12 protein-coding genes are annotated in these 12,646 nt (G+C 53.1%); 8 read left to right on the plus strand and 4 right to left on the minus strand.

Annotated features, from left to right (window positions below; translation table 11 throughout):
* The first annotated feature begins 60 nt into the window (after positions 1-60).
* From J7I43_RS02195 to J7I43_RS02225, 7 genes are read left to right on the plus strand one after another with little or no spacing between them, the layout of a single operon-like run.
* A complete protein-coding gene (locus J7I43_RS02195) occupies positions 61-1,404 on the plus strand; it encodes a DUF5009 domain-containing protein (RefSeq protein WP_209142766.1) in 1,344 nt (447 codons plus the stop codon).
* Positions 1,405-1,414: 10 nt separating this feature from the next.
* Positions 1,415-3,268: a sodium:solute symporter family protein gene (locus J7I43_RS02200; RefSeq protein WP_209142768.1), complete on the plus strand. Its 1,854-nt coding sequence runs from the start codon at positions 1,415-1,417 to the stop codon at positions 3,266-3,268.
* Positions 3,265-3,933, plus strand: coding sequence for a GDSL-type esterase/lipase family protein (locus tag J7I43_RS02205; protein ID WP_209142770.1), 669 nt, complete (start codon positions 3,265-3,267; stop codon positions 3,931-3,933). The genes J7I43_RS02200 and J7I43_RS02205 overlap by 4 nt, the downstream gene beginning before the upstream one ends.
* A gap of 1 nt (position 3,934) precedes the next feature.
* Positions 3,935-4,600: a GDSL-type esterase/lipase family protein gene (locus J7I43_RS02210; RefSeq protein WP_209142772.1), complete on the plus strand. Its 666-nt coding sequence runs from the start codon at positions 3,935-3,937 to the stop codon at positions 4,598-4,600.
* 1 nt (position 4,601) lies between these two features.
* Positions 4,602-5,537: a DUF4434 domain-containing protein gene (locus J7I43_RS02215; protein WP_209142774.1), complete on the plus strand. Its 936-nt coding sequence runs from the start codon at positions 4,602-4,604 to the stop codon at positions 5,535-5,537.
* A 15-nt stretch (positions 5,538-5,552) separates the two neighbouring features.
* Positions 5,553-6,737: an AGE family epimerase/isomerase gene (locus tag J7I43_RS02220; protein ID WP_209142776.1), complete on the plus strand. Its 1,185-nt coding sequence runs from the start codon at positions 5,553-5,555 to the stop codon at positions 6,735-6,737.
* An 11-nt stretch (positions 6,738-6,748) separates the two neighbouring features.
* Positions 6,749-7,612, plus strand: a complete 864-nt coding sequence (locus J7I43_RS02225) for an alpha/beta hydrolase (RefSeq protein WP_209142778.1) — start codon at positions 6,749-6,751, stop codon at positions 7,610-7,612.
* Here the strand turns inward: J7I43_RS02225 and J7I43_RS24970 are convergent.
* Positions 7,507-7,821, minus strand: coding sequence for a DUF1016 N-terminal domain-containing protein (locus J7I43_RS24970; protein WP_378108705.1), 315 nt, complete (start codon positions 7,819-7,821; stop codon positions 7,507-7,509). The two genes, J7I43_RS02225 and J7I43_RS24970, sit on opposite strands and share 106 nt — an antisense overlap.
* Before the next feature lie 190 nt (positions 7,822-8,011).
* On the opposite strand from J7I43_RS24970, the gene J7I43_RS02235 reads away from it, so the two are divergent.
* Positions 8,012-8,890, plus strand: coding sequence for a glycosyltransferase family protein (locus J7I43_RS02235; RefSeq protein ID WP_209142781.1), 879 nt, complete (start codon positions 8,012-8,014; stop codon positions 8,888-8,890).
* Between the two features lie 34 nt (positions 8,891-8,924).
* On the opposite strand, the gene J7I43_RS02240 is transcribed toward J7I43_RS02235, so the two are convergent.
* The 3 genes from J7I43_RS02240 to J7I43_RS02250 form a co-directional block, all read right to left on the minus strand.
* Positions 8,925-10,859 carry a heparinase II/III domain-containing protein gene (locus J7I43_RS02240; RefSeq protein ID WP_209142783.1) on the minus strand — a complete coding sequence of 645 codons (1,935 nt, stop codon included), beginning with the start codon at positions 10,857-10,859 and terminating at the stop codon, positions 8,925-8,927.
* Positions 10,860-10,927: 68 nt separating this feature from the next.
* On the minus strand, positions 10,928-11,617 hold the full coding sequence (locus J7I43_RS02245; RefSeq protein ID WP_209142785.1) for a LytR/AlgR family response regulator transcription factor: 690 nt from the start codon (positions 11,615-11,617) through the stop codon (positions 10,928-10,930).
* Entirely contained in the window at positions 11,586-12,620 is a 1,035-nt protein-coding gene (locus tag J7I43_RS02250) for a sensor histidine kinase (RefSeq protein ID WP_209142787.1), read from the minus strand. Before J7I43_RS02250 ends, J7I43_RS02245 begins: the two co-directional genes overlap by 32 nt.
* Positions 12,621-12,646 lie beyond the last annotated feature (26 nt).

Below are 12,646 nucleotides of genomic sequence, written 5' to 3' on the forward strand. Positions count from 1 at the left end.
GCAAGACATTGATCCGCGAACAGCCGGTGTGTGCCGGCGGTTCGTTTTGAAATTTTTTTTATGAACCGGAGTAACAGTCTGGACGCCTTGCGGGGCTTCGCTATCCTGGCCATGGTGCTGTCGAGCAGCATCGCGTTCGGCATTTTGCCGGCGTGGATGTACCATGCGCAAACGCCGCCGCCGTATCACCAGTTCAGGCCTGAAGTGGCGGGCATTACGTGGGTAGACCTTGTGTTCCCGTTTTTCCTGTTCAGCATGGGCGCGGCCATCCCGCTGGCCTTTCAGAAAAAGATCCGGGAAAATACGCCAGCCTGGAAACTGCTGGGGCATATGCTGCAACGTTTCGCCCTGCTGGTGTTCTTCGCCATTTTCACGCTGCATGCCCGCGCCTGGGTGCAGTCCGGCACACCCGGAGCAGCGGAGCAATTGATTTCCATCGGCGCGTTCGCATTGTTGTGTTTGATGTTCATCCGGATGAAAAGTATAGTGCCGAAGATCGTGGCTTTCGCGCTGGCAGCGGGTTTCCTGTTCTACCAAAAAATCGACCTGTCCCGCAGCGACGTGATCATTATCGTGCTGGCAAACATGGCGCTGTTCGGCACGCTCATTTGGTGGCTCACCGTTAAACAGCCGCTGTTGCGGATCGGCGTGCTGCCGTTCATCGTGGCCGTGTTCCTTTCCGCCCAAACGGCAGACAGCTGGGGCAAGGCAGTGTACGACTGGAGCCCCTTGCCCTGGGCGTACAAATTCTATTATCTCAAATACCTGTTCATCATCATACCCGGCACATTTGCCGGGGAATGGCTGCAGCTGGCGCTTCCGGCGGGCAATGCCGGAGACAAACGCAAATGGCAGCTGATCGCCGCGGGCACGCTGGCGCTGGTGCTCATCAATCTTGTCTTCCTTTTCAACCGGCAGCTGGTGCTCAACCTGGCGCTGAACGTTGGGGTAGGAGCGGCCATGCTGTTCCTCGCGCGTAAAATGCTCAGCCCGGTGCCTTCCTGGATGAACTTTTTGCAGGCGGGCGTATACCTGCTGTGGCTGGGCCTGTTCTTCGACTGTACGCAGGGCGGGATCAAAAAAGATCCTTCCAATTACAGTTATTATTTTGTGACCGGCGGGCTGGCATTCCTGGTGATACTGGGTTTTTGCATCATGGAATATTACGGTTATTGCAACCGGCTGATCCGTTACCTGGCCGCGAACGGGCGAAACCCGATGGTAGCATACGTAGCCGGGAACCTGCTGCTATTGCCGCTGATGCATCTCAGCGGCCTGATGCAGGGGTACAAAAACATGGATGCGAACGTTTGGCTGGGCGTGCTGAAAGGCTTGCTGTTCACGGGCGTCGTATCGCTCATCACAATATTTTTCGTCAACCGGAAATGGTTCTGGAAAACATAAACACATACAGATGTCATTAAGCATATTGGATATCGGGATCATTATCGGCTACATCATCGCCATCCTGTTCCTGGGTTTTTACATCGCGAAAAAAGCGTCGAAAGACCTGCAGAGTTATTTTCTTGGCGGCAACAAGATGAAATGGTACATGCTGGGCCTCAGCAATGCTTCCGGCATGTTCGACATTTCGGGCACGATGTGGACAGTGAGCATTCTTTTTATCTACGGCCTCAAAAGCGCCTTCATTCCATGGCTGTGGCCGGTTTGGAACCAGGTTTTCGTATTTGTTTACCTCGCCATCTGGATGCGCCGCTCCAATGTAATGACCGGCGCGCAATGGATCACTTTCCGTTTTGGCGACGGTAAAGGCGCGCGGCTTTCGCATATCATCATCGTTATTTTCGCCATCGTGAGCGTGATCGGGTTTATCGCTTACTTTTTTGAAGGCATCGGCAAGTTCTGCACGTCCATTCTCCCCTGGGACCTGGCGGTGCAGATCGGTTCGCTGCATCTTTCGTCTGAAAGAAGTTACGCGCTGATCCTGTGCATTCTCACCACGCTTTACACCATCAAAGGCGGCATGTACAGCGTGGTGGCCACCGAGGTGATGCAGTTTGTGATCATGACCATCAGCTGTTTCGTGATCGGGTACATCGCTTATACTTCGGTAACGGCGGAACAGGTGCAGGCGGCGATACCCGGTGGCTGGAAAGACCTCGGTTTCGGCTGGGACCTCGGGCTGAACTGGGCGAACACACCCTTTCCCGGGGTGAACGAAAAGATCGCAAAAGACGGTTTCGGGCTGTTCGGCATCCTCATCATGATGATGTTGTTCAAAGGCATTTTTGCCTCCATTGCGGGGCCGGTGCCGAGCTACGACATGCAGCGTGTGCTGAGCACCCGCACGCCCGGCGACGCGGCCAAAATGAGCTTTACCACCATCTGGGTGATGTACATTCCGCGTTACCTCATGGTGGCGGCTTTCGCCGTGCTGGCGCTGGTGTACATGCAAACGGAGCTGGGCGCGCAGGGCGGCAATATCGATTTTGAAAAGATCGCGCCGCTGGCGATCGCGAAGTTCGTGCCGGCTGGTTTCAAAGGTCTGCTGCTGGCGGGTTTGCTCGCATCGTTCATGGGCACTTTTTCCGCTTTCGTGAATGCCGCCCCGGCTTATATCGTGAACGACATCTACAAAAAATACATCAACCCCAACAGTTCCAACGAAAAGCTGATCCGTATGAGCATCCTGTCTTCCATGGTGCTGGTGTGTATCGGCATCCTGTTCGGTTTTATGGGCGCTTCGCTGAACAAACTCACGCTGTGGATCACCTCTGCGCTGTACGGCGGTTATGCCGCGGCCAACTTCCTGAAATGGATCTGGTGGCGTTTTACCGGCTACGGTTATTTCTACGGCATGTTGTTCGGCCTTATCGGCAGCACTATCAAACTGTTTTTCTTCCCCGATATCGTGGACATTTACGTGTTCCCCATCATCCTGCTGTTCTCTTTCGGCGGATGCATTCTCGGCACATATTTGTCCCCGCTGGTCAACCGCGAAGCCGTGAAAGCGTTTTACAAACAGACCAATCCCTGGGGCTTCTGGGGCCCGATCAAAAAAGAAGTGCAGGCCGAAGACCCGGATTTCAAACCGAACGGGGATTTCAAACGCGACATGGTCAACATTTTCACCGGCATCGTTTGGCAAATGGCGCAGGTGGTTATACCCATCTATTTCATGATCCGCGAAAATTACCAGCTCCTCGGCTGGACGCTCATCTTTATCGCCACCACCTGGATGCTGAAGAAAAACTGGTGGAACCGTTTGAAAGACGTGGACGAACAATACAAAAAACAGACGACATGAAACAGCTCATCATAACGGGATTTGTTTTGCTGGCTGCCCTCCCGGGCATGTGCCAGTCAATAGACAGTTCGTTCGACAACATGCATTACCGTGAAAGAATGGCGCTGTTCGCTGTTTTGCCCGCACAGAAAAACGCCATCGTTTTCCTCGGCAACAGCATCACCGAAGCGGGTAAATGGAACGACATCCTGCCCGGCCGGCCCGTGCAGAACCGCGGCATCAGCGGAGACGTAACGTATGGCGTGCTGAACCGCCTCCCGCAGATCATCGCCGCCAGGCCCGCGAAAATATTCCTGCTCATCGGCGTGAACGATCTCAAACGCGGCACGCCCGTGAACGTGGTGGCCCGCAACATCGAACGGGCGGCGGAAATGATAAAGTCCGGCTCGCCCAAAACCAAAGTGTACCTGCAAAGCGTATTGCCGGTGAACGATACGGCGCTCGTGGAAGGTTTCAAAAAAGTGACCAACGCCAACGTGGCGCTGCTCAACGAATCCATCAGGAAGATCGCCAAGGAAAAACGGTATACTTACGTGAACCTGCACGCAGTATTCGCCGATGCCAAAGGCCAGCTTAAAATCGAAGAAACCCCCGACGGGCTGCATCTTCGCGTGGGGTCTTACCCCGCCTGGGTGCGTTACCTGCAAAGCAAAAAATACCTTTAACATGAAGCAGTTCATCCTCGCCCTCTGCCTGCTTCCCTTTGCAGGCGTGGCACAAAAGAAAACCGACAGCAGCTATGCCAACTGGTATTACCAGGACCGTATGAAACTGTACGGCCAGCTGAACACCCGGCCGGCGGACATCCTGTTCCTCGGCAACAGTATCACCGAACGCGGCGAGTGGCACGAGCTGCTGCCCGGCCGCAAAGTAGCCAACCGCGGCATCGGCGGCGATAACACTTTCGGCGTGCTGGCCCGCCTCGACGGAATAATTCAGCAAAAACCGGAAAAGATCTTCCTGCTCATCGGCATCAACGACGTCGGCCGCGGCCTGCCTACCGAAATGAGCCTGAACAATTACCGCCGCATTCTCGAACGCCTCACTACGGCGCTTCCCAAAACGAAGATCGTGGTGCAGAGCGTGCTGCCGCTCAATGAAGAAAAACTTCCCTACGCGTATCTCAAAGGCAAAGCCCACATGGTGAAAGCGATCAACGAAGGCATCGTGAAACTGGCGGAAGACTTCCATCTCACTTATCTCAACCTGCACGAGCTGTTTGCCGGCGAAAACGGCGAACTAAAGGCGGAATACACGAAAGACGGCATTCACCTGCTGCCGGCCGCGTATGTGGATTGGGTGAACTGGTTAAAAATGAAAAAACAATTGTAGTATGAAAATAACCGGCACTTTCCTGGACGAGATCAGTCACGACATACCCCACCAGAACTGGGGCAGGGAAGAATGGGACCGCGATTTCGGGCATATGAAAGCCATCGGCATCGACACCGTGATCCTGATCAGGAGCGGCTACCGGCGGTTCATCACGTACCCGTCCGCCTACCTGCAAAAGCAGTTCGGCTGTTACGAACCACCGGTAGACCTGGTGAAAATGTACCTGGAGCTGGCGGATAAACACGGCATGCAGTTCTATTTCGGGCTGTACGACAGCGGTTTGTACTGGGACAGCGGGAACATGCAGCACGAGATCGACGCCAACCGCTTCGTGATCGATGAAGTGTGGAAACAATACGGCCATTACAAAAGTTTCCGCGGCTGGTATCTCAGCATGGAGATCAGCCGCAGAACGAAAGGCGCGGTGGAAGCGTTTTCCACGCTCGGCAACCAGTGCAAGGCGGTGAGCAACGGCCTGCCCACTTTCATTTCCCCGTGGATAGACGGCAAAAAGGCCGTGATGGCCGCATCGGCAGAACTTACCAAGGCCGATGCCGTTTCCGTGCACGAACACGAAAAGGAATGGAGCGAAATATTCGACGGCGTGCGCGGCGTGGTAGACGCCATCGCTTTCCAGGACGGGCATATCGATTACCATGAACTGCCGGAATTTTTCGCCGTCAACAAAAAGATGGCGGACAAATTCGGCATGCAATGCTGGACGAACGCGGAAACTTTCGACCGCGACATGCCCATCAAGTTCCTGCCGATCAAGTTCGAAAAGCTGCGGCTGAAGCTGGAAGCGGCCCGCATGGCTGGTTACGACAAAGCCATTACGTTCGAATTTTCGCATTTTATGAGCCCGCAGTCTGCTTACCTGCAGGCCGGGCATTTATATAACCGATATCAGGAGTACATCGCCGGATTAAAATAACCCATCAGCAAATTCATGAAACAATTAGCCGAGCTATATAAACGGGAATTATTGGAAAACGTGCTGCCATTCTGGATCGCGAACTCGCGCGACGAAGAGAATGGCGGCTTTTTTACCTGCCTGGACCGGCAGGGAAAAGTATTCGACACAGATAAGTTCATGTGGCTGCAGGGCCGCGAAGTATGGATGTTTTCCATGCTGCACGACAAATTGGGCGCCAATGCGCAGTGGAAAGATATGGCGCTGCACGGCGCGAAATTCATGGAAAAACACGGCCGCGACGCGGAAGGCAACTGGTATTTTTCGATGACGAAAGAAGGGAAACCGCTCATCCAGCCGTACAATATTTTTTCGGATTGTTTTGCCGCCATGGGTTTTGGCGCGCTGTATAAGATCGCGCCGGATGAAAGGTATCATGCCATCGCGAAAGATACTTTTGACAACATCCTCCGCCGCCGTAACGACCCGAAAGGAAAATACACGAAGAATTTCCCGGGAACGCGGCCGCTGAAGAACTTCGCGCTGCCCATGATCCTGTGCAATCTTTCCCTGGAGCTGGAGCATATCCTGGGAAGCGGGAAGGTGAGCGAATTTATTCCCGAAGTGCTGCACGAGGTGATGGAAGTGTTTTACCACAAAGAAACGGGCCTGATATTGGAGAACGTGCTGGCAGACGGCAGCTTTTCCGACAGTTTCGAAGGCCGCCTGCTCAATCCCGGCCACGCTATTGAAGCGATGTGGTTTATCATGGACCTGGCGGTGCGGCTGAACGACCCGCTGCTGGCGCGCAAAGCTTGCGACATCGGGCTGCGGATGCTGGAGTACGGCTGGGATAAGGAACATGGCGGTATCTTTTATTTCATGGACATTCATAACCGGCCGCCGCAGCAGCTGGAATGGGACCAGAAACTCTGGTGGGTGCATCTCGAAACGCTCGTATTCCTTGCCAAAGGCTGGCAGCTGACGGGAGACGAGGCCTGCAAAACCTGGTTCGAAAAAGTGCATGCATATACGTGGGAACATTTCCGTGACAGGGAACATCCCGAATGGTTCGGGTACCTTAACCGCCAGGGCCAGCCGCTGCTGCAGCTGAAAGGCGGGAAATGGAAGGGGTGTTTTCATGTGCCGCGCGGGTTGTACCAGGTGTGGCAAACGCTGGAAAAAGCCCCGGCATTTTATGTTGAGCCGGTAATTGTTTAAATTAGTCGCCTATGAAATGGATAATCGCACTCATACTGCTTCCCTGCGTGCTGCAGGCGCAAACCAGGATTACATACGCCGTAAAGGGTAACGATACGCTTTACATCGACCATTACGAACCGACTGTTTCGCCAAACGGCATGAGTATCATGTTCGTGCACGGCGGCGGTTTTACCGGCGGCGACCCCAAGAACCAGAAACCCTTTGCCGAAGGCATGCAAAAAAGGGGGTACAACGTATTCGTGATCTCTTACCGGCTTTACCTGAAAGGCGGCGAATTTGGCTGCAATACGGTTACGCCGGTGAAGCTCAAAGCCATCAGCACCGCGGTGGAAGATGCCGCCGATGCGGCGAAGTATATTATTTCGAACGCCGCAACGTTGAAGGTCGATACGTCGAAATTCTTCATCTCCGGCAGCAGCGCCGGCGCAGAAACGATCTTGCAGCTGCTGTACAATCCCTGGGCAAAAACGGACAAAGCGCGGTACGATTATTTTGCCACGCCGCGTTTCAAAGGCGCGCTGATATTTGCCGGGGCGTTGATAGACATCAACACGCTGAAACAGGAAAACTGGGTGCCGATGTTGCTGATGCATGGCACGAAAGACCAGTTGGTGCCATACGGAACGGCCTCGCATCACTATTGTCCCGCCAATTCCGACGGCTGGATGATCATGTTCGGCGCCAAAACGATCCTGGAGCAGGCCAAGACCTGGAACAAACCCGCGCTGCTATATACGTACACCGGCAAAGGCCACGAGGTAAGCGGCTATATGTTCCGCGAGTTCGACAAAATAGACAGCTTCATGCAAGATGTGGTGAAAGGAAAAACGATCGCGCCGGAAGATATTGTGATCGGTGCGGGAGTGAAATAGGATATCCCGGTCAATTGGCTCAACACTGTTGAGCCAATTAGAATTATTTGCAAATCAATATAAGATTGATAAAAGAGTCTCATTTTTCTAAGATTTTGCACGCTGAATCCCCTTAGTCCCGGTAGTCTCCTTTGAAGGTCGTCAGAAATTTGCTCAAGCATTTTAGTACCCCAGCCCGCGGCCGTAATTGGTGAGAATATATCGGGAATGAAGAGTTATTTCGAATAGTAGGTTTCATGCAATTAATTGATTATCAATTATATGTTTATTGTTTGCTAAAATGAAAAATTCCTTCCAATAAAAACAGTCTGATTCTCAATCCTATACCTCTCCGATAAAAAGATAAATTTCTCCCCCGAAGAATGTATTTTCGGGCCGCCCTATAACACAACTGTTTATATGAAAGTATCCGGGTTCACCTTTGTTCGAAATGCCGTTAAATTCGACTATCCTGTCGTGGAATCGATCCGTTCCGTGCTGCCGCTTTGCGATGAATTGATCGTTAGCGTTGGCGATTCCGAAGACGAAACGCTTGCACTTATCCAGTGCATCGATTCTCCGAAGATCAAAATATTCCATTCCGTATGGGACGATTCGCTGAAAGAAGGCGGTCGCATCCTGGCCGTGGAAACCGATAAAGCTTACGCGCACATCAGTCCCGATGCCACCTGGGCGTTTTATATCCAGGCAGACGAGGTTGTGCACGAAAACGATTATGCCGCCATCCGCGCGGCTATGGAGCAGTATAAAGACGATCAAAAAGTAGAAGGGCTGCTGTTCAGGTACCGTCATTTTTACGGAAGCTACGATTACCTCGGCGATTCGCGCACCTGGTACAACCAGGAGATCAGGATCGTGCGGCATCTCCCCGATGTGCGCTCGTACAAAGACGCGCAGGGCTTCCGCATCAACGGCAGAAAACTGCGCGTAAAGGCCATCAACGCGTACATTTACCACTATGGCTGGGTGAAAGACCTGCTGCACGCGATGAACAAATGGAAAAACACCGCGAAACTCTATCACGGCAATCATCCTGAAAAGATCAAACACGTGATAGATGCGGAGTGGTTCGACTACTCAGGCATCGATTCACTGAAACACTTCACAGGTACGCATCCCGAAGTGATGAAAGCACGCGTTGCCAGCAAAAACTGGGAGTTCGAGCACGACGTGAACAAAAAACAATTCAAAAGTTTCCGTAAAAAATTATTGTACTGGATAGAGCAGAAAATAGGAAAACGTTTGTTCGATTACAGGAATTACAAACTCATAAAATAAGAAAGAGCCCGTGAGAGGGCTCTTTCTGTTTATATCAACCTTTGATCTCTACTTTTAATTCTCCTTTCACCCCGTTGTTCTTCGATTTGAGAACGATCCTCTCCAGACCGCCGGGCCAGCTGCGTTCCAGCCGCGGGTCTTTGTTGTCGATGTGCTCGGTGCTGGCTTCCAGCTGGCTGGCGTTGTAACGCATGTTCAGCGTGAAGTCCTGCCCGGAAAGTTTGATCACGCCGGGTGTGGAAACGTCTACCTTGCAGGCGGAAAGAAAATGCAGCTCCGGTGCGGCCACGAAAGCGTCCAGCTGGTAAATGTCACTGATGGTGAAGGATTTGCCGCGCTGCATTGTATAACTTCTTTTCCAGGATTTTACTTTGGCGTCTTTCGGATAAGCCGTGGCAATGTCCGCCGTAAATTTCACTTGTTTGGAGGTGGCGGAGAACGTTGCCGAAGCCGCTTTGAAACTGCGCCCGTTCATCTGCTGCACGCCGTTGATCAGCGGCAGGTTGTGGTAGGCGGACTGCATGGTCCAGATCTTGTAACGGTCCGGGCTGAAGGTCTGGCGCACGTATGTGCCTACGCCCGCGTCTACCAGGCAGGGCATGCCATTGTAATACAGTATGAAGGTGCCCACGTCGTTGTGGTTATGCGATTCCGCGTTGTGCCCGCCTTTGCCCGCGAAATAAAAACCTTTCTGGCTGCCGGGATATTCCCGCGCGATGGCCACCTGGTTGTCCGGGTACCAGGCGTGATCGATCAGCGGCTCTTTCGCGGGGCTGGCCATGATCTCTTTCATGGTGGTAAGATCGGTGATCACGGCTTCGATGGTACCGGAAGAGGCGTGTTCGTCCATTTTGTCCATATGTGCGACGAACGATCCGAAGCCCGTCATTTCCGCACTGCCGATGGCTTTGCCAAAGCGGTACACCATGCCTTCGTTGATGCCGCCTTTGGCGCCGGCGTCCGCGAAGTTCACGAAATACGGCGCCTTGATGTACACATTGGCGATATATTGCCCCATGTTTTTGATGAGCGGGTGGGAATATACGTTCAGCTTGCCTTTGGTGGCATGGTTCAGCAGCTCGAGGCATTCGAAATATTTGCCCCCGGCATGGCTCCAGTAGGAGGGGCCTTCGTCGCAGGCGCCGTCCGGCAGGTACCAGTCGGTGAACCGGTCGATGGATTGTATGGCTTTGTAAATGTTTTTGGTGCGCAGCGCCTGGTCGTTTTCCAGCAGCAGGATGCACTGCATCACGTTGTAATTGATCCAGGGGTTCCAGTTGTTCTGCGCGCGGTCGTTGAAGCCCATCCACCAGAAATCGGTGCGTTTGTAATAGGGCTCCAGTATTTTATTCCGCACTTCGTTCCGGATGCGCGCCGCGATGTACGGGTTCACTTCATCCAGCTTGTCGTGGAAAAAATAATGCACCCATGCCAGCAATGCGCCCGCGTCCGCCGAGCCAAGGTCTATCACGGGATTGGTCACGTCCGGCACCAGATCTTTGTTTTTGGTAACGGGAAGATGCGCGCTCAGCACCCAGGAGCTTTGTTCGCATATGGCCCATACGCCGTTGATCAGCTGGTCGGTGAACCGGCCCTTGCCTTCGGCCAGCTCGGCCAGTGCAAGCGCCTGCAGCGCGTTTTTGCGTTGGGTGTTGGGCGTCTGCATGATGTCGCGGTTGCCTGTGCGGGTGAACTCCATGTAATCGGTGGCTTTTACAACGCCCCAGCCGAAATTCAAAGCGTTTTCGCCGCGCGAGATCAATTCGCCGCGGATGGAAGCGGGCAGGCCGTCCCAGAACGCGCGGTCGGAATAGGAGGGTAACGTGACCCAGTCCTGGTTGCTCACCAGCATGGCGGCCAGCTGTGCCTCGGAGTAGCGGCTCGTCAGCAGTTTTTGATGTTCCTGATGTTCCTGCGCATGGGTAAATACTGGCAGCAGGATTGCCAGAAAGAGTAGGATTCGTTTCATACCGTGGATACTTTTTTGTTTGAAAACAAAATACCACGAAATTGGCGAAGATCAAATAGCGAGGCGGATTATCTTTCCTTCAGTTTGTTCAGGTTGATCTTGAACGTTTGCCCCACTGGCAGGCTCTCATCCAGCACCACCACATGTCTCGGTCCCCATTCTTCCACTTTGTCCGCCGCTATGATGTAGGATTTGTGTATGCGCACGAAATGGCATTCCGGCAGCAGTTTTTCCATTTCGGCGGTGGTGGCGTTTACGATCAGGCATTTATTTTCGAGGTACACTTTCACGTAATTGCCCATGCTTTGCACGTAGTAGATGTCCATCGGGTCTACGGTGGTTTGCGTGCTGCCGGTTTTAAGCACCAGCGGCTCCACGGGCGGCGAGGTAACCGGCGCTTCCTGCTGGAGGATCTTGTTCACCGCTTTGAGGAAACGCGGAAAACTGATGGGTTTGAGAATATAATCCACTACGTCGTACTCGTAACTTTCCAGCGCAAATTCGCTGTAAGCGGTGGTGAGTATGATCTTCGGGTGATTATTGTTGAGGGTCTTGAGAAGGTCCAGCCCGCTCAGCTCCGGCATGTTGATGTCGAGGAACACAACGTCCACCTTCTCGCGGTGGAGAAAGTTGGCGGCTTCCATGGCGTTGTAGCAATGCCCTACCACCTGCAGGGCCTGTACTTTTTCAATATGCGCTTCCAGCACGTAGTGCGCCCCGGGTTCGTCATCTACGATCAGGCAACGGAGTGTTTGCATGGCGGTCCAGTGTTAAAATGAGTTCTGTATAATAAATGTTATTCTCTTCGTGCGTGATGAGGGTATGCCGCTTGGAATAGGCCAGCGCCAGGCGCTGTTTTACGTTGTTCAACCCTACGCCCGTCGAAGATACGGATTGTTTGTTGTCCGGCACGGTGTTGCGGATCTTCATATGCAGCGTTTCCCCCTTGATCTCCAGCTCCACCTTGATATAACTGGCGCTCATGCTGGACGGCGCGTATTTGAACGCGTTTTCCACGAACGCGATCAGGATCAGCGGGGTGATGAGCAGGTCTTTTTCATGGCCTTTTTTCTTGAAATTCACCTGGCAGCGCTGGCGCACGCGCGCCCTTTCGAGATGCACGTAGTTGCGGATGAACTGCAGCTCGTCTTCCAGCGGCACGAACTGTTTGCGCGAGCTTTCGAGCTGGTAACGCATGAGCTCGGAAATGCTGAGGATCAGTTCGGGCGTTTTGTTCGGGTAACGAAGGCTTACCCCATACAGGTTGTTCAATGTGTTGAAGAAAAAATGCGGGTTGAGCTGGCTTTGCAGGTATTGCAGCTCTTTTTCCCTTAACAGGAGCGAGTTGCGCAGTTCGGTGGTTTGCAAGGTGGCGCCGCGGTAGAGGAACCACAGCCCGATGCCGATCAGCAGGCAAGCCAGGGCGAACACGAAGTCGCCGATCCAGAGCATGTCCATGTCGGTCCTGAACACGTCTACCCGCAGCCTGTAGGTCACAAAAGTGGTAACGGCCAGGCCGGAAGCGATCACGGCCAGGTATTTCCAGTACTGCCTTTTGATGATGAGCAGCTGCAAAGCGAATTTGTTGTGAAGCGCGGCCATGATGTAAATAAATACCAAAGACACGCCCTGGTAAAGGTATAGCCGCGTATTGCTGATAGGTTCATATTGCAGGTTGATGAGCAGGTTTACCGCCAGCAGCACGATCAGGAACAGAATATTGACTACCCAGCTGTTGTTGAATATGTTCTTAAGAGCCATATAGGCGGCAATTTAAGACGATCCGC

It is taken from the genome of Chitinophaga chungangae (assembly GCF_017742215.1).
Taxonomy (GTDB): Bacteria; Bacteroidota; Bacteroidia; order Chitinophagales; family Chitinophagaceae; genus Chitinophaga; species Chitinophaga chungangae.

Coding starts and splice junctions, on each gene's coding strand:
- J7I43_RS02225 (WP_209142778.1), top strand. CDS start 6,749: ATGAAATGGATAATCGCACTCATACTGCTTCCCTGCGTGCTGCAGGCG.
- J7I43_RS02205 (WP_209142770.1), top strand. CDS start 3,265: ATGAAACAGCTCATCATAACGGGATTTGTTTTGCTGGCTGCCCTCCCG.
- J7I43_RS02245 (WP_209142785.1), bottom strand. CDS start 11,617: ATGCAAACACTCCGTTGCCTGATCGTAGATGACGAACCCGGGGCGCAC.
- J7I43_RS02195 (WP_209142766.1), top strand. CDS start 61: ATGAACCGGAGTAACAGTCTGGACGCCTTGCGGGGCTTCGCTATCCTG.
- J7I43_RS02220 (WP_209142776.1), top strand. CDS start 5,553: ATGAAACAATTAGCCGAGCTATATAAACGGGAATTATTGGAAAACGTG.
- J7I43_RS02200 (WP_209142768.1), top strand. CDS start 1,415: ATGTCATTAAGCATATTGGATATCGGGATCATTATCGGCTACATCATC.
- J7I43_RS02215 (WP_209142774.1), top strand. CDS start 4,602: ATGAAAATAACCGGCACTTTCCTGGACGAGATCAGTCACGACATACCC.
- J7I43_RS02210 (WP_209142772.1), top strand. CDS start 3,935: ATGAAGCAGTTCATCCTCGCCCTCTGCCTGCTTCCCTTTGCAGGCGTG.
- J7I43_RS02235 (WP_209142781.1), top strand. CDS start 8,012: ATGAAAGTATCCGGGTTCACCTTTGTTCGAAATGCCGTTAAATTCGAC.
- J7I43_RS02250 (WP_209142787.1), bottom strand. CDS start 12,620: ATGGCTCTTAAGAACATATTCAACAACAGCTGGGTAGTCAATATTCTG.
- J7I43_RS02240 (WP_209142783.1), bottom strand. CDS start 10,859: ATGAAACGAATCCTACTCTTTCTGGCAATCCTGCTGCCAGTATTTACC.